Raw genomic sequence first — 20,151 nt, 5'->3', positions numbered from 1 at the left:
ATGTGGGTACTGCAGCGTAGCCGTTACCGGCGTGGAACAGGGTGACGCAGACCATCAATGTGCGGGCGAGGCTCCAGGCGTGACGCTGTGCGATGGTGAGTGACATGTTGGGGGCTCCTGTCTCGGAGCAGGGACCATCCCCGCTCGACAGGCCCCGGACAGACGGCACAAAGCCGCAATCACCACGAAGGCTGAAGGCCGCAGTGGCCGCACGTGCAGCGTAGCGGACCCTTCACGGGTTGATTGAAGGAGGCTTTGAGGCGGCCAACGGATTGGCCTTGGGAGTGGGGTGGATGCAGATCGACCGAACTTGAAGTCACTCATCTGGTCGTTCGCGACGTCATTGACTGCCGCAGGAACCGAAGGTCGTTGCGTTTGTTTCGAATATTTGCTACTGCAGACTATCACCACAAAAGCCGCATCCATGACACTGTCAGCACATTCAGAGCCGTTCGGCGGCCACATGCCATCGGCTGGCGACCGTCAGATCGCCAATCAATTGCGCCGGTTGCTTGCTGCCCAGAAATCGGGCGAGGCGACACTCCGCGTGCGGGAACCGGACACAAAAAAACCCGTTGAGGTCACTCTCACACCGGCGATGTCCGACATCTTTCTCGAACTGCTTCGGCACATCGGGAGTGGGCATGCCGTAACCCTGGTTCCGATTCAAGAGATGCTTACAACCCAGCAGGCGGCCGATCTGCTCAATGTCTCGCGCCCCCATCTCATAAAGCTGCTCGATCGGCATGAAATGCCGCATACACTTGTCGGTCGGCACCGCAGGATAAGGGCAGAGGATATTTTCGCATACAAGGCCAAGCGGGATGATATCCGCTCGAAGGCGCTCGATGCCTTGATTGGCGGCGTTGCGGACTTGATCTGACGAGAAGGCCCCTATTCCCGATCAAGGAAGAGGCTGACCAAGGGCTGGTTGATGTAGTAGTTGTTCCGTCCGGCTTTGTGCTTGAGCAGCAAGCCGCTGGACGCCAGTTCATCGAGGTACTTCGTTGCTGTAGGTCGGGAGACGCCCAACTCCACCTGGACGAAGTCGATCCGCGTATATGGATGGCGGAAGAGGTTGTTGAGCAGGTCCTGCGAATAGATTTTCGGGTGCTCTGTGCGCATCCTGTTTTTGGTCTGCGCCATGAGTTGGCGGATGCCTTCGACCAGGCGAAGGGTTTCTATGGCAGTTTCTTCTACGCCCTTGAGGATATATAGGAGCCACCCCTCCCACTGGCCGGCTTCTCTCACGACTTGAAGCAGGCGATAGTATTCGCCTTTGTGCTGCGTAATGTAACGGCTGAGATACAGGATCGGAATATCGAGCAGGCGGCTGCGGGTCAGGTAAAGGACATTGATGATCCGCCCGATGCGTCCATTGCCGTCAGGAAAGGGGTGTATGCTCTCAAATTGATGGTGAATGATTGCCATGCAAGTGAGTGGGTCGAGATCGCTCTCGTCCGCCCCGGCATTCATGAAATTCTCCAGTGCGGCCATATTGTCGCGCACCTGACGGGCATCTTGTGGCGGTACGTAAACTAGGTGGCCTGTGCCTTCATTCTTCAGCGCCGTTCCGGGCGTCTCGCGAAAGCCGCCTTCTGTGCGCTTGAGGATCTGGAACATGGCGATGAGCATGTTGTTGGTCAGCAGGCCTTCAAGCCGCTGCTGCTCTTCAAATCCATATCTTAGCGCATCGCGATATCGGGCCACTTCCTTCGCGGCTGGCGAGCCCGGGATTTCCGGAAAGGCGCTCAGCTGGAACAGTTCGTCCTGCGTGGTAACGATGTTTTCGATTTCTGAGCTGGCTTTGGCTTCCTGAAGTGAAAGGGTGTCGATCAGAATGCCTTGGTTCGGGATCGTCGCTGCTCGGCCTTTGAGTTCGGCGAGATAGCGGTGCGCTCGTGCAAGAGATTTCAGGACTTGCGGCGTTTCGATCAGGTCAGGCGGCGGCAGGTCGGGAATAGCATAGTTAGGTTGAAGCGCCATCGCACCCTCATGCAAAAGACTTGGGTGATTGCTTAGCAGGATCTTGAAACGTGTAAAGTTTTTTACATTTTCTTTGCACGTTTTGACAACGTGTAAAGCAAGACCACTTCCAGGTAATCCATAACGGCGTCAAGACGCTGTAGTTCGTCAAAGATAGAGGAAGGCGAACGTTTCACTCGAGCGCCCACACGCGAATCCCCATCTTGCGGGCCTTATCGACCAGGTTGGCATTGATGCCGTTGCCGGGGCAGGCGACCACCGCCTTGGGCAGCAGTTCGAGCATCTGATCGTTGCGACGGAATGGTGCGGCCTTCTTGAACCGCTCCCAGTCAGGCCGGAACGGGACGTGGGTGATCTTGCGCGCGCGTGCCCAGAGCGAGGCGATATGTTCTCCCCCGGTCGGGTTGCCGCCGTGAAATAGAACCATGTCGGGATACTTGGCGAGCACCTTGTCGAGCGCAGCCCAGATCCGGTTGTGGTCCTCATAGGCGGGACCGGAAGTGAACGCGATGCGCGTGCCGACGGGCAGCATGGGCTCAGTCTCCGAACGGCGCTTGGCGGCAAGGAAGTCGCGGCTGTCGATCATGGCTGCGGTCAGTGTGCGATGGTTGACCAGCGATCCGGTGCGCGGGGTCCAGGCTTTCCGGAAATGTGCCTCGAACTGGTCCGCAGCGGCTTCGCGCATGAACTCCATGGCATTGCGCCTCTCGATGAGGCCAATGCCTTCGTTGACCAGCCGCTCGAGTTCGACGGATTTGACTTCGGAGCCATCCTGTTCGCGTTGGCCGCGCTTCTGGGCGTCCTCGTTGTCGTCGAGTTCGCGCTGGATGCGACCTTCGGCGCGGTGGAAGAGATTGGCGAGTGACCAGCACAGGTCTTCGAGATCGGGTTCGAGCCTTGTGTCGATCATTGCTGCAATGAGGGCGTCAAACATGTCGGTGATTGCGCCGGCAGCGATGCGCTCTTCGGGCAGTGGCCGCGGGTCGGCTTCATCCGAAAATGGGCGATATCCGTAGAGGGCGATTTCATCGAGGAGATGGGCAGTGGGCGAGATTTCGTGTTCGGGTTCAACATCAGGCATGATTGTCATGGCGCGTATCCTTGGGGCCTTGGAACCGGGCACCCTGCCCGGCCTTCATGGGCGTCCCTCTGACCGGCTGACGGGAGGGCGCATCCCCCCGGGTCCCCAAAAAGTAATACTTTTTGGTGTGGGCCTTGGGACCGAAGCGCAGCGGAGGATGGCGGACGGGCGGCTATTTTGCTTCGCGATGGAAAGGCGCGGCTTCTCGCGCCGCCGGAAAATAGCCGCATGACCGCCATTGCGGCCTCCTGGCAGCTGGTCTCTTGGACGCCACCCGAAGAAGGCCGGGCTTGGCCGGGGAACAGCCCCCGGATGATGCGCCGTCCCAGACCAACCCTCCGACCCCGTATCGGCTCAGCCGCAGTCAGTGGAGAAGCGTGTCAGATCATGCTCGTGCAACTGATGGCGAACCCGTTGGCTCAATGCCAACGCACCATGCTGGCGGAGGTCGTCGTTGAAGTCGGCGAGGTCTGGCATGAGAGATATGAGTTCGATCCCTGCTGCCTGCGTGCGGTCGGTCAGGATGCCAAATGCCGCGTCGCCTGCAGCATCCCGGTCGCGCGCGACATAGAGGCGCTGGAGTGTCGGCGGGAACAGGAAGGCGGCGAGATGGGCCGACGAAGTTGCGGCCGCCATCGCCATGGCTGGCAGAACTTCGCGCAAGGACAGCATGGTCTCGATGCCTTCGCCCGCGATCAGGACGTCATCCGCCAGACCGAACCGAATTGCGTTTCCGAGAATGTTGCCCATGGCCCGGCGCGGCGATGCGACCTTGGCTTTCATACCGCCAGATGCGTCCAGCCAGGTCCGATGCGTGCCGGTTTGCACACCCTCATTGTCCGTCACCGCAGCAATAAGTGCCGGGAAGCTGCCGGGTGTGCCTGGGCTGTCGTCCTCGTTGGAGCGGTAATAGCAGCGGGGATGAAAACGCAAGGTTGGCATATCGGCAATCCGCGTGATGCCGCGTAAGCGAAGGTAACTCGCGGCAAGCGAACCCGTGAGTGGCTTCGAGGCGGAGAACAGGCGTCTGGCAGCAGTAGTAGTAGACCCTGCCCGTGCTGGTTTGGCGAAAGTTGCGTAAGTGCTGGTGTCGTCCGAGGCCGATGGCGGCAGGCTGAGGAAGCGTTCTGCCTCATTGATGGTTTCAGTCAGCCGCACATGCCGTTGATTGAGCCGGATGAGATCGACGAGATCGCCGTGTTCGCCAGTTGCGGCATCGACCCAGTTGCCGATCGCGCCTCGTCCGGTTTCGAACAGGCGGACATAGAGGCTGCGGCCTGGCGCCCCGGCCACATCGCCGACCAGCCAGTAGCGACCCTCGCGCCGACCGGATGGCAGATAATGGCGACAAACGGCCTGCACGTTTTGCGCAAGCCGCTGGGACAGTTCCGCCGCGCGGTTGGATAGCCTGCCCATGTCAGGCAGCCTTCCGATCAGCGATGCGCGTCAAAGGGTGCCGTTCGAACAGTCGCTCGATCGCGGCCGAACCGGTCACGACATCGTCGGGGACGAACAGGCGCAGTTTCCAGCTGATGATTTCAGAGAACAGCCCCATGGCTTTCAGCCGGTCCACGGCCGCCCGCCCAAACCCGGTGAGTTCGATCCGGTTCCTTTGCATGAGCCGCGAACGGCGCAGTTGCAGTCCATCGGCAAGGCCGAGGACAGCATGTCCTTCGTGCAGCAGGGCGAGTGCCTGTGGTGGCGACAACACCGGCGCGTCTGCTATGGCAGTCGCGGTCACGGACCAGGCCGGAGACACCCTGCGCCCGACAATACGGGTGCCTTCGCCGGTTTGCAGCCGGTAGATACGGGTGGATTCTGCGGGGAACTGCTTCCAGATCGGCAGCAACAGGCCTGTGATGATGTGCAGTTCGCCCTGCGTGAACTCGTCGAGCTCCGCCACCTGTGCCTGCCAGACCTGTTCCTGGCGCGCATGGTTGTCAGTCACAGAAAAGGCCATGAGCTGTTCGAGCGACATGCCGTCCTCGCCGTAGAACTCGAGCAGGCTGGGTGCGACAGAGGCAAGCCGCAGCCGCTGCCCAACGGTCGAGACCGAGACGAAGAAGCGCGCCGCTATGTCTTCCTCGGACAGGCCCGCCTCGATCAGCGCGCTGAAAGCGCGGAACTGGTTGAATGGATGCAGGGCGACCCGCATGACGTTCTCAGCGAGCGAATCCTCTTCGGCGATGCCGGCATCGCGCACCACGCAAGGCACTGGCTGATCCTTTTCCATCCGCCTGGTCTTCACCAGCAGTTCGAGCGCGCGGAAGCGGCGGCCGCCAGGCGGCACCTCGAACATGCCGGTTTCCTTGCCGTCGGCGTCAAGCACGGCGCGGACGTTGATGCTCTGGAGCAGGGTGCGGTGGTTGATGTCTTCCGCCAGATCCTCGATCGAGAGGCCTGCCTTAACGCGCCGGACGTTTTTCTGGCTCAGCACCAGCTGGGAAAAGGGAATGTCGCGCGAGGAACTGAGCACGAGCTTGGGCACTGTCCCGGGTGACTTCTTGTTCATGGGGTTTCTCCATGACGGGCGCCGGGAGCCTCTCTCTCGGCACAGGCCCGTCACGAAGCGAAGCGCCGCCCTCTCACTCTTGAGAAGGCAGCGCCGCGCTGGAGAAACTTGCCGACCGGGCCGGGATCAGTGGACCCGGTCGAGCAGCTTCTTCGCCTTGCCCTCCATGTCGAGGCGGGCATCCTGATGGGCTTTGCCCCGCGCGAGGGCAGTGATGCCTTGCACGAAGTCGAAGACCGATTCCGGCGGACGGCCTTCCTCGGCCAGCACCGTTTCGATGATCTTGCCGGTCTCAGCCCTCGAGAAGCCGCGCGCCCGGAGGAAGTCGCTGCGATTCTCGTCGGTTCGGGCAACGATGCGCTCCCGCGCAGCCTTGATGCCGTTCATGAATGGCTGGGGTGACGAGTTCGCGAACCCCTCCAGTGCTGGGGCGGCTTCGTGGGCGAAGCGGTTGGCGGCATACTTGCTATGGCGGATGCTGATCTCCTCGAAGTGCTCGACGCCCCACAGGTTCCGGTTCTGGCATACCGCGCGCAGGTAGAAACTCGCCATGCCCAGCGTCTTGGCCCCGACTTCGGAGTTCCAGCCGTAGAAGCCGCGGAAGTAGAGATCGGGCGATCCGTCCGGCAATCGCCCCGCCTCGATTGGATTGAGATCGTCGACCAGGAACAGGAACACGTCCCGATCCGACGCATAGAGGGTGGTCGTGTCACGGGTTATATCGACCCGCGGATTATAGACGCTAGTCGACCAGTCGAGCACGCCGGGCACCTTCCAGCGTGTGTCTCCCGTGCCATTGCCTGCGATCTTCTGCACGGCTTCGACGAGTTCATGGTCATAGATCCGGCCATAGTCGGGACCGGTCACGGCGCGCAGTTCCAGACGGCCCCCGGAAACGGGATCGTCGGTCTCGAGCGTCTTGATCTGCTCGGCGCGGTGTGAGGTCAGGCCATATTGCAGGTTGATCGCCGCCAAGGGTGCCGGGATCTGTCGCAGATAGGCTGCGGGTGCCCCGACCTGGCTCGCCAGTTGGCCGAAGCTCCAATGGGTCGGTGTGACCGGCGCCTCGGCGCCGGGCAGAATCAGCGCCAGGCGCTCGGGATCGTCCCGGCTCGCCTCGACGTGGATGAGTGCGCTCTCGACGACACGGGTCCGGCTGCGCTCGGAACGGCCGCGCACCGAACTTGCCAGATCGCCCAGCGAGAGAAACCGCTGATCATCGGGCCGGGAAAACCATTCTGACGAAACCCGGCCGACACGTGTCCCGCGGGTGACATCGACCTCGTAGCCGCCGCTGGCATCGCGGCTGGAATTCAGAACCTGCATATTCATGGGAAGACCTCCATGACGGGCAGCCGGAGCCTCTCTCCAGACTTCATTCCGTCACGGCGGAGCCGCCATCCTCTAACTCTAACCTGCGCATGCTCATCGTTGCGCGAGCGACCAGCGAGATTGCCAAAGCCAAGAAACCGCGCCCTGAAAGGAGGCGGCGATTGTACGGTTGCCTCAAACAGGCAGAAAGACGGGGCCTGTCGGCTTTCCTCGCCTGCGCGTGAAACCATGACCGCCTGTTCAGTGCGCGCGCGGGGCCACTCTCATCAAATGCTGCGCCCTCAGGAGCCGGTCCGAAGGATCGGCGGGACAGAGCGCATCGACAGCCCCGCTCCGTTTTCCGGGGCGTTGCGGGGGTGTCCCCGCAGATGGGTAGCCGGAGACAGCGAAGCGGGGCCGGCTCAGGGGAAGCCTTTTCCCTGACGCAAGTTCTGTCGCAGATTTGATCCTGTCTGCGCTGTGCACCGCTAGCCGCCTCACTGAGAAATCATCTCTATGCGATAAATCACATAAACATTCTTTATGCCTATTTCCGCATAAGCCTAATTTATGCTCTAAATCGCATATTGCAATTTTATGCGCTTTCTGGCATAACGCGGGGCAGGAGATTTTCATGGCACAAATTGCACGCTCCCCTCGGCAGGTGGGCAACATCATACAAAGAGCCCGAAAACAGCGAGGCCTGACCCAAACGGACCTCGCCAATCTGGCTGGGCTTCGTCAGGAACTGATCTCCAGGATCGAAACCGGTCACGAGGGGACAAAGCTGTCCTCAATCTATGCCCTGTTCGCTGCACTTGATCTCGAGCTCGTTGTCGACAAGCGCTCGGGTCGAACGTCCAAAGAAATTGAAGACATATTCTGATGGGGCGCCGCAAGTCACATGCACCGCTCAAGGTCCTGATCAACAACCGACTGGTAGGCCGCCTGAACAAGGAAGCGACCGGCGCGGTCAACTTCCAATATGACGAATCGTGGCTGGAATGGCCGAACGCATTCGCAGTCTCACTGTCCTTGCCGATGCGGGAAACGGCATACAGCGGGGAACCCGTCGTCGCAGTCTTCGACAATCTTTTGCCCGACAATCCAGCGGTACGAAAGCGCGTAGCAGAACGCATGGGCGCGCAAGGATCAGACTACTACAGTCTTTTGGAAGCAATTGGCCGGGATTGCGTCGGTGCCATGCAGTTCCTTCCCGAAGGACAGGACGAGGGCGGTGAACCCTATGTCTCGGGAGTACCGATTAGCGATGAGGAAATAGAAAGGACGCTTGCCGCCCTTGAAGTTGCCCCCCTTGGCGTCGACAAAGAGCAGGAGTTCCGCATTTCCATTGCCGGCGCCCAGGCGAAAACCGCGCTGCTCTGGCACAACGAGCAATGGATGCGCACCAGTGGCACCACGCCGACCACCCACCTGCTCAAACCTCAGCTGGGTGAAATTCCGACAGCCTTCGGACCGATCAACATGGCAGACAGTGTCGACAACGAACACTACTGCCTGACGCTGATGGAGGCCTTCGGCCTCGATGTAGCGAAAACAGAAATCGTGACATTCGGACAGCGCAGAGTCCTCGTGGTCGAGCGATTTGACCGACGATGGCGGAACGCCGGGCAGATTCTGCGTTTGCCCCAGGAGGATTGCTGCCAAGCCCTCGGGCTGCCCTCTGCGCAAAAATACCAGAGCCACCACGGGCCAAGTGCAGTTGATATCCTGACCTTGCTGCAGAGATCCGACGAGCCGCTCAAGGACCAGGCTGCGTTCCTAAAGAGCTTGATGCTGTTTTGGCTCATGGGCGCAACTGATGGCCATGCGAAGAATTTCAGTGTGTTCCTCAAACCCGAAGGACGATATGGGCTGACGCCGTTCTACGATGTGCTTTCTGCGCAATTGGTCTTCGACAAAAGGCAGATACCTCATAACAAATACAAACTGGCGATGTCCGCAGGGAAAAATCGGCACTACCGCATCCTCGAGATCGTCGGGCGGCATTTCGTCGAAACGGCCAAAGAAGCAGGACTGGGATCAACCATCATTCGTAACGCCATCGAAGAAATCATCGAGACAGCAGCGAAGGCACCCGATCTGGCCCTGGCAAGAATGCCAGACGATTTTGAAACAGGGATCCACGAAAGCATTGTAGCTGCAATGCCTGCACGGTTACGCTTGCTGGCTTCAGGCCTGGAATATCTTTGATCGCAGGTCAGGCCGAACCCCGGAACAGGAGGCTTTCGACGTGAGCATACAAAATTCGTCCTGGACGATTGCCTTCATCATGTTTCTTTCGGGTATCGGTATTCCGATCCTCGCCACGTGGAATGGCGCGCTGGGCCACCAGCTGGGGAGCCCGGCTGGTGCGACATTTGTCCTGTTCGGCGTAGGATTCGTCATTAGCGGAATGATCGTCCTGGCAAGCGGAATACCGCCGGCATCGGCCTTCACATTCGACCGGCCGTACATCTATTTCGCTGCGGTCTTCATGCTCTTTTATGCATTGGCAGTAACCTGGGCCGGGCCCCGGATCGGGATCGGCAATGCCGTGTTTTTCGTCCTGCTGGGACAGATCGTCGCGGCAGCGGCTATCGACCACTTCGGCTTGTGGGGAGCGGTCAGATCGGCAATGGACCTGCGGCGCGCTACAGGGATCGCTGTAATGGCACTTGGCGTTTATCTCGCGAGGAAACAGGCATGACAGAACCCCGCACCGACTGGACACGCGAGGAAATCAAGGCGCTGTTCGACCTGCCGTTTACCGAGCTGGTCTACCGCGCCGCCGAGATCCATCGCCAGTCGTTCGATCCGGCTGAGGTCCAGCTGTCCACGCTGCTTTCGATCAAGACCGGTGGTTGCCCGGAAGATTGCGGTTATTGTTCGCAGTCCGTTGCGGCAGACAGCGGCGTCAAGGCCACCAAGCTGCTGGGCGTTTCCGAAGTGCTGCAATCTGCGGCGCGGGCGAAGGACCACGGGTCTACGCGGTTCTGCATGGGTGCCGCCTGGCGCAACCCCAAGGACCGCGATTTGCCCGCCATCGTCGAGATGGTGAAGGGCGTGCGTGCCATGGGCCTTGAAACCTGCATGACGCTGGGCATGCTCGAGCCGCACCAGGCCGATATGCTCGCAGAGGCCGGGCTCGATTACTACAACCACAACATTGATACCTCGCCCGAACGCTATGGCGAGGTAATTACAACGCGGACAATGGAAGACCGGCTTGATACGCTAGGCGAAGTGCGCCGCGCGGGGATCAACGTCTGCTCGGGCGGCATCGTCGGCATGGGTGAGACGCGTGAGGACCGGGTGGGCTTCATCCACACCCTCGCCACGCTGCCACAGCATCCGCAGTCGGTCCCGGTCAATGCGCTGGTGCCGGTCAAGGGCACGGTATTGGGTGACATGCTGGCCGATACGCCGCTTGCGAAGATCGACAACGTGGAATTCGTCCGCACGGTCGCCGTGGCGCGGATCACTATGCCGGAATCGATGGTGCGCCTCTCGGCTGGGCGCGAGTCGATGAGTGAGATGACGCAGGCGATGTGCTTCCTCGCCGGCGCGAACTCGATCTTCACGGGTGATAAGTTGCTGACAGCACCCAACGCCGGCGATGACAATGACGCAGCAATGTTCGCGCGGCTCGGGTTGAATGCGATGGCTTTGCAGCAGACCGAAGCGGATATTGCTGCGGAACGGATGCCGAAGGGCTGTGTAAAGCTGGAGGCGTTTCAGTAAGGTTCCTGCCTAACTGCTCTGCCAAGGGGGCACGTCTGCCTTCCTATACGGCTATCGCATAGTCGTTTCTGCAAGCCTTGGGCGCCGCCTTGATACAACAGAAGGCCGTTTAGATAGTCAGGGCGCGTTCTAGGTCCGAATGCTCGAATGCACTGGCCATGCGGTCGATCTCATTTGCACGGGCACCAATCCTTCGCGCTGCATCGCGCCACGTGCTGGTAGCGCTGGCAACCTCAGCGATGATGGCTAGTGCCGTATCGCGCCCAAGTCCGAAGTATTCCGCCGCTGATTCAACAAGGTCGAGCGAACAGGTCCCCTCATCAAGGTCGATGTTGGTGGTCAGGACCCGCGCCTTGACGTCCGCAGGTACGGGGTTGAGGTCAAAAGCCGGTGACAGGACCCAGCCAGCCTTGCCCGTCCAGAGGAAGCCGTGATTGCGCAAGTGATCGTCGACATTCGACACGAGCACGTTGAAGGCCACGCGGCGATAGAGCTCCGCAGCATCGACTTTTGCTTGGGCCCCACCGCCAGAAATGGCGTCGACAATTTCAGGATAGCTACCGCGCTGGCCATCACGTGAACCCGTCATGGCCATTGCCGAAAGGAAGGGGATGCGCCGTCCGTCCTGGCGGTCGAAGCGCCGCGACAGCAGCACGGCCTTGCCTGCAACCGAGCAAAGCTCGTGTTCCGCTACATTGATGCCCGCTCGACCTGCCAGCGTCAATGCGACCGATTCCCAGGTCTCGATACTGTAGTCATCGGTTTCTTTCGGGAACTTGGCGATGGCGAGGCGGCCATGTTGGTTTATGACCGAGGCCTTCGGCCGGGCACCGCCCAGCGAGGAACCAGGGGCAAAGATCATGGCAAGATCTTCGTCGGTTTCCTCATCGCGCAGGATGCGTTCAGTAACGGCCATGAGCCGCCCGAGTTCGATGACTGCAGGCACACCTGAACGAACCGGCGCCTGAAATTGCTCGTCGCCGGCCGGGCGGAACCGCATTGCACCCAGCCGGGTCTCGTCTGAAACCCCCAGTAGGTAGTCGGTTTCGAAGAGCGTGCGGACATGCCTGCCTTCTCGCGTTGCGGCCCTGCGCTCGGCGCGCTGCATGAGTTGGCGCCCCCAGGTATCCGGGGCTGAGTCGCCGATTGAGCCGAAGATCGCCTGTTCTCGCGGCGGCGCAAAGCTGCCGCGGGTGAGGGGCAGGTTTGGCTCGAGCGCAAACCTGGCTGGGTTTCGAAGCCATTCGTCGGCATATTCGAACACGACGGTTTCAGACCCGCGCGCGAGATTGCGCCGCGCGACACCGACGAAGTGATCCTGCCCATCGAGGCTGACGTGGACTTCGATATCAGCCATCGGCGATTTTGCCGGACGTGCCCCGGGTACGGGTGCGCTTGGGCAGCTCTGCGCTGGCAAGCGATTGCCCGACAAGGTCCCTGCCGATGTCAGCGATGTCACCAAGCCCTTCTAGCAGACCAAGCGCGTGCAGGACCGCTGCGTAGATGCCGATACCGACGGCGGTGTCGCCTTGCTCGATCCGCTGCAGTGTCGAACGCGAGGTAAAGGCACGCTCGGCCACGACAGCCATGGGCAAGCGGCGGCGGCGGCGGGCATCGTGGATGTCCGCGCCAAGTTTGCGCAAAGCCCGTCTGACGGCGGCCGGAGGATGATGCGGTGTCGACATTTGCTATCTTGGTAAGCCTCTAATTGGCTTTTATGTAGTGTGAAGATTACAAAATAGCAAACACAGCTGCGATCCCGCACAAACTTCAGACCGCTCAGGCCAGGAGCGTGGTGCCTTCCCTTCAAGCAATTCCGCGATCGCCAAATGAAGCGCGGCCCACGCTCGAGCGCAGTGTTTCGCATCTTGCCAGCGCTCGAAGCACTCTGGAGTCAAGAATGACGCCATTTCTGATTGCCTGCGACAACGTTCCATCACGGCCGATATTTCCATTCGTAGCTCCCAGTGGAAGCATCGGCAGTCAGCCGTTCCTTTCCGATTGTCAGCCAAGGCCCGACAAGCAGGACTTATCGTTGATTTCAGCCATATTGGTGCCAATTCTCACGACCATGAAGCCGGCTTCAAACCGATCGGGAAAGCCCGCAATCCCTGCCCTCGACGCCATGGGGAGCCCAGAGCTCGTGCTTGCGCGCCAAGCCACGAATGCCGACCCCAGGCTCATCTCGCTCGTACAGCTCTTGGCACGGCAAGCGGCGCGAGATTATATTGCCGCCATGGAACGGGAGCACCGGTCAGGTCCTCCCTGAGCAGAGTATTCGGAGGCACACTGATGAAAGTCGCGCTTTACGCCCGCTATTCAAGCGACAACCAGCGCGATGCTTCGATCGCCGACCAATTGCGTATCTGCCGCGAACATGCCGGCAAGCAAGGCTGGGTGATCGTCGAGGAATACTCCGACCATGCGATCTCGGGAGCATCCTTGTTGCGGCCTGGCATCCAGGCACTGATGGCCGACGCACTCGCCGGGCGCTTCAACCTCGTGTTGTCGGAGGCAATGGACCGGCTGTCGCGAGATCAGGAAGACATTGCAGGTCTGTTCAAGCGAATGGGTTATGCCGGCGTGAAGATCTTCACCCTGTCGGAAGGCGAGGTTTCGCATCTTCATGTCGGCCTCAAAGGAACAATGAACGCTCTGTTCCTCAAGGACCTGGCCGACAAGACCCGAAGGGGTCTCAGAGGCCGTGTCGAAGCTGGAAAGTCGGGCGGCGGCAACAGCTATGGATATGACGTCGTCAAGCAATTCGACGGCAATGGCGAACCGATCCGTGGGGATCGCGCAATCAACGCGGTAACTTCAGCCGTCGTACGCCGGATCTTCAAGGACTACGCTTCGGGCAAGTCCGCAAAGCGGATCGCCACCGAACTGAACCGGGACGGCATCCGGGCTCCCACAGGTGGTGAATGGGGTTTTTCAACAATCAACGGCAATCCAAAGCGCGGCACCGGTATCCTCAACAACGAGATGTATGTCGGGCGACTGGTGTGGAACCGGCAACGGTTCGTAAAGGACCCTGACACCGGCAAACGCCAGGCACGGCTCAACCCTGAATCCGAGTGGATTACGCAGGAGGTTCCAGAGCTGCGTATTGTTGAGGATGCGTTATGGGACGAGGTCAAGGCGCGCCAAATCGCCGTGAAGACACCAAGCTCACCGCACGATGAACGTCCCGAAAACACATTGCGAGAGCGAAACAGGCCTCGTTACCTCCTTTCCGGCTTGACCAAGTGTGGTTGCTGCGGTGGCGGCTATTCAATGGTGTCAGGCGACCTTCTAGGTTGCTCTACAGCTCGCAACAAAGGGACCTGCAATAACCGCACTAACATCCGCCGCGATCGGCTCGAGGAGCGCGTCCTGAACGCGCTCCGGCATCATCTGATGGATCCGGCCCTGTTCGCCGAGTTCTGCGATGAGTTCACCAGGGAAATGAACCGGGCGAGGATTGAAGGGCGTGCTGCGATCACCGCAGCCGAAACTGAAATCAGGAAAATTGATCGGGACCTCGACAAGCTCATCGATCTCATTCTCGATGGTGGCCAGGCGGACCGCCTCAATGAGAAGATGTTGATGCTTGAAAAGCGCCAGAAGGAACTGAAGGAATTTCTCGAGACTGCGAAGGAACCAGAACCGCTGCTGCATCCGGAAATGGCAACTTTCTATCGCGAACGCGTGCAGGAGCTTTACGCCGCTCTCAAGTCCGAGCCGAAACAGCCGCAGACTGAGGTAACCGAGGTCCTGCGCAGCCTCATCAACCAGATTATTCTGACGCCGCAAGATGGCGAACTCCAGATCGATGTTCGGGGCGAACGTACGCATCCGTTAGCGGCCGCAGGATCTAGCGATTGAAGGGCTTGACGGTAGCGGCGTGGATTCAGGGTCGCGAAGCTTTGATGGCGTCGATGATGTATTGCAGGTTTTCGATGCCTTCATCGGTGAACGCCTTGGCGATCGCCCAGTCGTCGTCGGAGAAGGCGTCGTCGATGATTCTTATGCTGCCATCTTCGGGGAACATCCCGATCGACGCCTCCGACACCATGTCCTCGGTTTCTCCGAGGATGAGGGCGGCCTGCCTGAGCGTATAGACGGTGCTGATATCGGCCATGTCAGGCAGCCATTTCGATCGTCTCGGCTTCGCGCAGGGCTTTCCAGGTCCAGGGAAGCAGCTCGTGCAGCCGGCTCTGGGACAGATCCGCGATCCGCGCGAGGACATCGGTCAACCAGAGCAACGGATCGACGTCGTTCAGCCGGCAGGTTCCGATGAAGCTGTACATCATCGCCGCGCGCTCGCCGCCGCGGTCCGAGCCGACAAAAAGCCAGGCTTTCCTGCCGCGGGCAACACCGCGGACTTCGCGCTCGGCGGCATTGTTCGTAAGACATATCCGCCCATCGCTGAGGAAGTTGGTGAAGCCCTGCCAGTCGTTGAGCAGGTAATTTATGGCCTTGGCCACCGGATCGTGACGCGAGAGGATATTGCGCTGCTCGCGCATCCACCCCTCAAGTTCGCTGACGATCGGCGCGGCATGTTCCCGCCGCACCGCGAGGCGTTCAGCAGCCGTCTTGCCGTTGATCTCCCGCTCGATGTCGAAGATCCGGTCGATACGCTGCAAGGCCTCCAAAGCCAGCGGCGAGGCGATCGGCCTGGCGTCCCGCTTACGCTTGAGCTGCCTGGCAACATCGACCAGTTCGAAGAACTGCCTGCGGCCGTGCGCCCAGCAGTTGGCGCGGGTCATCGGCTTGTCAGCCCAGCCTTCCTTGAACATGTCATTGAAGCCCGCATAACGATCGACCTGCAGGATGCCGGTGTAATTGGCCAGATGAGCGCGCGGATGCTCGCCTTTGCGATTGCGCGAGTAATAAAACACCACCGCCGGCGGCGCCGGTCCGCCGAACGGCCTGTCGTCGCGCACATAGTCCCACATTCGGGCGATATCGGTTTTGTATTTGGCGAGCAGCGGCACGGTCGTGTCGTCGCCATGTAATCGCTCGGCCGCCAGCACATGGGCTTCCATGAGCAGGAAGAGCGGCTTGGTCGCCGCGCTCACCGCGCCGATCTGATCGGCCAGGGTCGAGAGGCTGAGCGGGATGCCCTCGCTCTCAAGCCGGTCACGCTGCGAGTTCAGCGGCTGATGCAGGCCATATTTCTGGAACACGAGGCTGGCCAGGAAGTGCGGACCGAACATGCCGCGCGGGGTGACGTGGAAGGGCGCCGGCGGCTGGCTGATCTTCTCGCAATGCCGGCATGCGACCTTTTCGCGGACAGTCTGGATCACCTTGTGGCGGGCCGGTACCTTCTCCAGCGTCTCGGTGATCGTGGGCGGCAGAGGGCTCAGATTATCCGAGCCGCAGCACGGGCATTGTTCGGGCGCGGCAATGACGACCTGTTCGCGCGGCACATCGGCAGGAAAGTCGCGGCGCGCCTGGCGCTTGCGCTCGAACGCGGCAACTTTGGAAGTCTTGAGCGCCGCCTGCTGGCCGAGGATCTCCGCTTCAGCCGCATCGGCCTCCAACTCCTCGAAGGTCATTTCCAGCTGCTCGCGGATGCGCCGGCTGCGCTCCGAGCTCGTACCATATTTGTCGCGCCGCAGCTTCTCGTTCATCAGCTCAAGATGCGCGTTTCGGGCGAGCAGGTCGGCGTTGATGGCCGCAACCCGCGCGGCGCGCGCTTCCGCCTCATACGCCTTTAGCTGCGCCTGTTCGGCAAAATGACGGGCGGCGGCAAGCTCGGCGCGAAGCGCTAAAACCTCATCTTTGCCATGGTTGCGGGCCATGGCTGATCATAGCAAAATGCCGCCGCAAAGCTACGGTTTTAGCGGCTTTCAGCGCATTTTTGTCGCTCAGGATTCTCATCCTGATTGTCGCGCGGATCGCCTTAGCCGACCCGGCTCGGCCGCCAGGTTGCTTGCGGATTGCGCCAGTCGATCCCCTCAAGCATGCAAGCCATTGCCGACGCCGAGATCGCCACCACGCCGTCCTTTGCCGAGGGCCAGATAAATTTGCCGCGCTCGAGCCGTTTGGCAAAAAGCGACATGCCCACCCCGTCATGCCACAAGATCTTGCACAGCGATCCGCTGCGTCCCCGAAAGACGTACAGGTCCCCGGCATGCACATCATGGTTCAGACCATGCTGCACCTGCAGCGCCAAAGACCGCATGCCTTTGCGCATGTCGGTATGGCCCATCGCTATCCATATCCGGGCGCTCGAGGAGATTGGGATCATTGCCGCAGCGACCGCAGCACCGCCGCTGCCAGCGTCGGCGATGCATTCGCCGATATGCGCACGACGGCACTGCTCAGCTCCACGACAACTGCACATCCCGGCGGCGCAGACCGTTCAGGCTGAACCACAAGCTGCGCAAAACAAGTCGCGTCTCCAAGCATCTGCCGGCGCCAGCGATAAATCTGGCCCGGCCGCAGGTCGGCTCGCCTTGCAATCTCGGCAATGTTCGCGCCGGGCTGCGATATCGCCGTTACCAGCGCCTGCTTCTGCTCTTCCGTCCATCTCCGTCGGCGCTCCACGCCCGACATTATCGTTACCTGACCCATCGCACCGTCTCTAACACTGGTGCAAACACCAGCGCTTGCACCAGTGCCATCTCAGATTATCCGATCAATCCCGCAAGGCGCCCCCTAACGGAGGCGTACGGGCGAACTCGCAGGAATCCTGAACTTATCGCTAAAACGCAAAAAGCCCGCCGAGGTGGCGGGCAATTCGCAAGTGTCGATGGTTGCGGGGGTAGGATTTGAACCTACGACCTTCAGGTTATGAGCCTGACGAGCTACCGGGCTGCTCCACCCCGCGTCACCAAGTGGCCAATTAAGGCCGAATTTCCGGAAAACAAGTCTCCGAAAACACAAAAAGGGCCTCTCGGCCCTTAAAGTGCGGACCTGAAAGGTCCTGACAAGTGAATGGGTTTTCCGTTTCCGCCGGCTGTAATGCCTGGCGACGACCTACTCTTCCGGGGCTTGAGCCACAGTACCATCGGCGCAGTCTGGTTTCACGGCCGAGTTCGAGATGGGATCGGGTGGGGCACAGACGCTATGGTCACCAAGCAATAAAGCAGGCGGAAACGGTTTTTAATCGATGCACTTCGTTCTGCTGTTCTTGTAGCAGTTTGAGGCGTCTCTGGCTGTGATTTCGTCCAACAATCGCTGGCAGCACAAGGCTGTCATTGATGGTGGGATTCATCAAGCATGATCAGAGTTATTAGGACTGGTTAGCTCCATACGTTACCGTACTTCCACATCCAGCCTATCAACGTGATGGTCTATCACGACTCGAAGATACCTTATCTTGAGGGAGGCTTCCCGCTTAGATGCTTTCAGCGGTTATCCCGTCCATGCATAGCTACCCTGCTGCGCTCCTGGCGGAACGACAGGTACACCAGAGGCATGTTCACCCCGGTCCTCTCGTACTAGGGGCAACTCCTCTCAAGTATCGACGCCCACGGCAGATAGGGACCAAACTGTCTCGCGACGTTCTGAACCCAGCTCACGTACCACTTTAATTGGCGAACAGCCAAACCCTTGGGACCTGCTCCAGCCCCAGGATGTGATGAGCCGACATCGAGGTGCCAAACGATTCCGTCGATATGAGCTCTTGGGAATCATCAGCCTGTTATCCCCGGCGTACCTTTTATCCGTTGAGCGATGGCCCTTCCACGAGGGACCACCGGATCACTATGACCGACTTTCGTCTCTGCTCGACTCGTCAGTCTCGCAGTCAGGCAGGCTTATGCCATTGCACTCTAACAGACGGTTTCCAACCGTCCTGAGCCTACCATCGCGCGCCTCCGTTACTCTTTAGGAGGCGACCGCCCCAGTCAAACTACCCGCCACAGAGGGTCCCTACGCCGGATAACGGCGCGAGGTTAGACAGTAGAAAACAACAGGGTGGTATTTCACTGTTTGGCTCCCCCCCAGCTGGCGCCGGGGATTCAAAGCCTCCCACCTATTCTACACAATTGTTTTCCACTGCCACTCTGAAGCTGCAGTAAAGGTGCACGGGGTCTTTCCGTCTAACCGCGGGTACTCCGCATCTTCACGGAGAATTCAATTTCGCTGAGCATATCCTGGAGACAGTGGGGAAGTCGTTACGCCATTCGTGCAGGTCGGAACTTACCCGACAAGGAATTTCGCTACCTTAGGACCGTTATAGTTACGGCCGCCGTTTACTGGGGCTTCAATTCGGAGCTTGCACTCCTCCTCTTAACCTTCCAGCACCGGGCAGGCGTCAGACCCTATACGTCGTCTTGAAGCCGACTTAGCAGAGTCCTGTGTTTTTGCTAAACAGTCGCTACCCCCTGGCCTGTGCCCCCTACAAGAGCTTGCGCTTATGTAGGGCCTCCTTCTTCCGAAGGTACGGAGGCAATTTGCCGAGTTCCTTCAGGATACTTCTCTCAAACGCCTTGGTATACTCTACCTGACCACCTGTGTCGGTTTCGGGTACGGTCTATACGGTGGGGCTATTTCCTGGAACCTCTTCAAAGCCTGACCAATCCGATAAGGTCAGACAATACACGAGATCCGTCACACACCACCAGGCCCACGAATATTAACGTGGTTCCCATCGACTACCCCCTTCGGGCTCGTCTTAGGGGCCGGCTTACCCTGCTCAGATTAGCTTTAAGCAGGAACCCTTGGTCTTTCGGCGAGAGGGCATCTCACCCTCTTTATCGCTACTCATGTCAGCATTCGCACTTCCGATACGTCCACGGTCGGTTACCCTCCCGCTTCACTCGCTTACGGAACGCTCCGCTACCGCTCAGATCAAAGATCTGAACCCTAAGCTTCGGTGCATCACTTTAGCCCCGTTACATCTTCGCCGCAGGATCTCTTATTTAGACCAGTGAGCTGTTACGCTTTCTTTAAAGGATGGCTGCTTCTAAGCCAACCTCCTGGTTGTTTTGGAAATCCCACATGCTTTCCCACTTAGTGATGACTTGGGGACCTTAGCTGTAGGTTAGGGCTGTTTCCCTTTTGACGACGGACCTTAGCACCCGCCGTCTGTCTGCCAGATAAGACTCGTTGGTATTCGGAGTTTGGTTAGGATTGGTAGATCTCGCGACCCCCGCACCCATCCAGTGCTCTACCCCCAACGGCATACGTCTGACGCTCTACCTCAATAGATTTCGCGGAGAACCAGCTATTTCCCGGTTTGATTGGCCTTTCACCCCTAAACACAACTCATCCGACAATTTTTCAACATTGAACGGTTCGGTCCTCCAGTGCGTGTTACCGCACCTTCAACCTGGTCATGCCTAGATCACCGGGTTTCGGGTCTAATGCATCATACTCAGTCGCCCTATTCAGACTCGCTTTCGCTGCGCCTACACCTAACGGCTTAAGCTTGCATGATACACTAAGTCACTGACCCATTATGCAAGAGGTACGCGGTCACTCCCTAAAGGAGCTCCCACTGCTTGTAAGCATTCGGTTTCAGGTACTGTTTCACTCCCCTCATCGGGGTGCTTTTCACCTTTCCCTCACGGTACTAGTT

17 protein-coding genes, 1 tRNA gene, 2 rRNA genes and 1 pseudogene (1 of these 21 running past the window's edge) are annotated in these 20,151 nt (G+C 59.5%); 6 read left to right on the top strand and 15 right to left on the bottom strand.

Annotation, left to right across the window (positions count from 1 at the left end; genetic code table 11):
- The first annotated feature begins 310 nt into the window (after positions 1–310).
- Positions 311–883, top strand: coding sequence for a helix-turn-helix domain-containing protein (locus WG900_RS18035; RefSeq protein ID WP_339969387.1), 573 nt, complete (start codon positions 311–313; stop codon positions 881–883).
- 11 nt (positions 884–894) lie between these two features.
- On the opposite strand, the gene WG900_RS18030 is transcribed toward WG900_RS18035, so the two are convergent.
- The 5 genes and pseudogenes from WG900_RS18030 to WG900_RS18010 form a co-directional block, all read right to left on the bottom strand.
- The gene (locus tag WG900_RS18030) at positions 895–1,986 is read right to left on the bottom strand and encodes a Fic family protein (RefSeq protein ID WP_339969385.1); all 1,092 of its coding nucleotides are present in this window, start codon (positions 1,984–1,986) and stop codon (positions 895–897) included.
- A gap of 172 nt (positions 1,987–2,158) precedes the next feature.
- Positions 2,159–3,076 carry a DUF2493 domain-containing protein gene (locus tag WG900_RS18025; protein ID WP_339969383.1) on the bottom strand — a complete coding sequence of 306 codons (918 nt, stop codon included), beginning with the start codon at positions 3,074–3,076 and terminating at the stop codon, positions 2,159–2,161.
- A gap of 345 nt (positions 3,077–3,421) precedes the next feature.
- Positions 3,422–4,483: a DUF7146 domain-containing protein gene (locus tag WG900_RS18020; RefSeq protein WP_339969381.1), complete on the bottom strand. Its 1,062-nt coding sequence runs from the start codon at positions 4,481–4,483 to the stop codon at positions 3,422–3,424.
- A 490-nt stretch (positions 4,484–4,973) separates the two neighbouring features.
- Positions 4,974–5,579 (bottom strand): annotated as a pseudogene (locus tag WG900_RS18015) (ParB/RepB/Spo0J family partition protein); the annotation flags it as partial.
- A 126-nt stretch (positions 5,580–5,705) separates the two neighbouring features.
- Positions 5,706–6,911 carry a DUF932 domain-containing protein gene (locus tag WG900_RS18010; RefSeq protein WP_339969379.1) on the bottom strand — a complete coding sequence of 402 codons (1,206 nt, stop codon included), beginning with the start codon at positions 6,909–6,911 and terminating at the stop codon, positions 5,706–5,708.
- Positions 6,912–7,524: 613 nt separating this feature from the next.
- Between WG900_RS18010 and WG900_RS18005 the strand changes: the two genes are divergently transcribed.
- The 4 genes from WG900_RS18005 to bioB are packed head-to-tail and all read left to right on the top strand — an operon-like array spanning position 7,525 to position 10,634.
- Positions 7,525–7,776, top strand: a complete 252-nt coding sequence (locus tag WG900_RS18005; protein WP_339969377.1) for a helix-turn-helix domain-containing protein — start codon at positions 7,525–7,527, stop codon at positions 7,774–7,776.
- Positions 7,776–9,104, top strand: coding sequence for a type II toxin-antitoxin system HipA family toxin (locus WG900_RS18000; RefSeq protein WP_339969375.1), 1,329 nt, complete (start codon positions 7,776–7,778; stop codon positions 9,102–9,104). The genes WG900_RS18005 and WG900_RS18000 overlap by 1 nt, the downstream gene beginning before the upstream one ends.
- A 40-nt stretch (positions 9,105–9,144) precedes the next feature.
- Entirely contained in the window at positions 9,145–9,600 is a 456-nt protein-coding gene (locus tag WG900_RS17995) for a DMT family transporter (protein WP_339969373.1), read from the top strand.
- The gene (bioB, locus tag WG900_RS17990) at positions 9,597–10,634 is read left to right on the top strand and encodes a biotin synthase BioB (protein WP_339969371.1); all 1,038 of its coding nucleotides are present in this window, start codon (positions 9,597–9,599) and stop codon (positions 10,632–10,634) included. Before WG900_RS17995 ends, bioB begins: the two co-directional genes overlap by 4 nt.
- A 109-nt stretch (positions 10,635–10,743) precedes the next feature.
- Here the strand turns inward: bioB and WG900_RS17985 are convergent, their stop codons facing one another.
- The gene (locus tag WG900_RS17985) at positions 10,744–11,991 is read right to left on the bottom strand and encodes a type II toxin-antitoxin system HipA family toxin (RefSeq protein WP_339969369.1); all 1,248 of its coding nucleotides are present in this window, start codon (positions 11,989–11,991) and stop codon (positions 10,744–10,746) included.
- The gene (locus WG900_RS17980) at positions 11,984–12,319 is read right to left on the bottom strand and encodes a helix-turn-helix domain-containing protein (protein ID WP_339969367.1); all 336 of its coding nucleotides are present in this window, start codon (positions 12,317–12,319) and stop codon (positions 11,984–11,986) included. Before WG900_RS17980 ends, WG900_RS17985 begins: the two co-directional genes overlap by 8 nt.
- 607 nt (positions 12,320–12,926) lie before the next feature.
- On the opposite strand from WG900_RS17980, the gene WG900_RS17975 reads away from it, so the two are divergent.
- Positions 12,927–14,501: a recombinase family protein gene (locus WG900_RS17975; protein WP_339969365.1), complete on the top strand. Its 1,575-nt coding sequence runs from the start codon at positions 12,927–12,929 to the stop codon at positions 14,499–14,501.
- 25 nt (positions 14,502–14,526) lie between these two features.
- Here WG900_RS17975 and WG900_RS17970 read toward each other — a convergent pair whose 3' ends face one another.
- From WG900_RS17970 to WG900_RS17935, 8 genes are all read right to left on the bottom strand, one after another.
- On the bottom strand, positions 14,527–14,757 hold the full coding sequence (locus WG900_RS17970; RefSeq protein WP_339969363.1) for a hypothetical protein: 231 nt from the start codon (positions 14,755–14,757) through the stop codon (positions 14,527–14,529).
- Position 14,758: 1 nt separating this feature from the next.
- Positions 14,759–16,423, bottom strand: a complete 1,665-nt coding sequence (gene tnpC / locus WG900_RS17965) for an IS66 family transposase (protein WP_339969361.1) — start codon at positions 16,421–16,423, stop codon at positions 14,759–14,761.
- Positions 16,424–16,524: 101 nt separating this feature from the next.
- Positions 16,525–16,872, bottom strand: coding sequence for an IS66 family insertion sequence element accessory protein TnpB (tnpB, locus tag WG900_RS17960; protein WP_333264159.1), 348 nt, complete (start codon positions 16,870–16,872; stop codon positions 16,525–16,527).
- On the bottom strand, positions 16,869–17,180 hold the full coding sequence (gene tnpA / locus WG900_RS17955) for an IS66-like element accessory protein TnpA (RefSeq protein WP_339969356.1): 312 nt from the start codon (positions 17,178–17,180) through the stop codon (positions 16,869–16,871). Before tnpA ends, tnpB begins: the two co-directional genes overlap by 4 nt.
- Positions 17,181–17,377: 197 nt before the next feature.
- Positions 17,378–17,454 (bottom strand) — tRNA-Met (locus WG900_RS17950).
- 136 nt (positions 17,455–17,590) lie between these two features.
- Positions 17,591–17,705 (bottom strand): 5S ribosomal RNA (gene rrf / locus WG900_RS17945).
- Entirely contained in the window at positions 17,698–17,841 is a 144-nt protein-coding gene (locus WG900_RS17940; RefSeq protein ID WP_339969354.1) for a hypothetical protein, read from the bottom strand. Before WG900_RS17940 ends, rrf begins: the two co-directional genes overlap by 8 nt.
- Positions 17,840–20,151 (bottom strand): 23S ribosomal RNA (locus WG900_RS17935); it runs 482 nt beyond the window's last position. The genes WG900_RS17940 and WG900_RS17935 overlap by 2 nt, the downstream gene beginning before the upstream one ends.

Source organism: Novosphingobium aquae (genome assembly GCF_037572715.1).
Taxonomy (GTDB): Bacteria; Pseudomonadota; Alphaproteobacteria; order Sphingomonadales; family Sphingomonadaceae; genus Novosphingobium; species Novosphingobium aquae.
This window is presented reverse-complemented; position numbering and strand designations above follow the sequence as displayed.

Bases quoted from the DNA above. Each gene is read 5' to 3' on its own strand.
- WG900_RS18030 (WP_339969385.1), bottom strand. From the start codon at position 1,986: ATGGCGCTTCAACCTAACTATGCTATTCCCGACCTGCCGCCGCCTGAC.
- WG900_RS18025 (WP_339969383.1), bottom strand. From the start codon at position 3,076: ATGACAATCATGCCTGATGTTGAACCCGAACACGAAATCTCGCCCACT.
- WG900_RS18020 (WP_339969381.1), bottom strand. From the start codon at position 4,483: ATGGGCAGGCTATCCAACCGCGCGGCGGAACTGTCCCAGCGGCTTGCG.
- WG900_RS18010 (WP_339969379.1), bottom strand. From the start codon at position 6,911: ATGAATATGCAGGTTCTGAATTCCAGCCGCGATGCCAGCGGCGGCTAC.
- WG900_RS18005 (WP_339969377.1), top strand. From the start codon at position 7,525: ATGGCACAAATTGCACGCTCCCCTCGGCAGGTGGGCAACATCATACAA.
- WG900_RS18000 (WP_339969375.1), top strand. From the start codon at position 7,776: ATGGGGCGCCGCAAGTCACATGCACCGCTCAAGGTCCTGATCAACAAC.
- bioB (WP_339969371.1), top strand. From the start codon at position 9,597: ATGACAGAACCCCGCACCGACTGGACACGCGAGGAAATCAAGGCGCTG.
- WG900_RS17985 (WP_339969369.1), bottom strand. From the start codon at position 11,991: ATGGCTGATATCGAAGTCCACGTCAGCCTCGATGGGCAGGATCACTTC.
- WG900_RS17980 (WP_339969367.1), bottom strand. From the start codon at position 12,319: ATGTCGACACCGCATCATCCTCCGGCCGCCGTCAGACGGGCTTTGCGC.
- WG900_RS17975 (WP_339969365.1), top strand. From the start codon at position 12,927: ATGAAAGTCGCGCTTTACGCCCGCTATTCAAGCGACAACCAGCGCGAT.
- WG900_RS17970 (WP_339969363.1), bottom strand. From the start codon at position 14,757: ATGGCCGATATCAGCACCGTCTATACGCTCAGGCAGGCCGCCCTCATC.
- tnpC (WP_339969361.1), bottom strand. From the start codon at position 16,423: ATGGCCCGCAACCATGGCAAAGATGAGGTTTTAGCGCTTCGCGCCGAG.
- tnpB (WP_333264159.1), bottom strand. From the start codon at position 16,872: ATGATCCCAATCTCCTCGAGCGCCCGGATATGGATAGCGATGGGCCAT.
- tnpA (WP_339969356.1), bottom strand. From the start codon at position 17,180: ATGTCGGGCGTGGAGCGCCGACGGAGATGGACGGAAGAGCAGAAGCAG.
- WG900_RS17940 (WP_339969354.1), bottom strand. From the start codon at position 17,841: ATGAATCCCACCATCAATGACAGCCTTGTGCTGCCAGCGATTGTTGGA.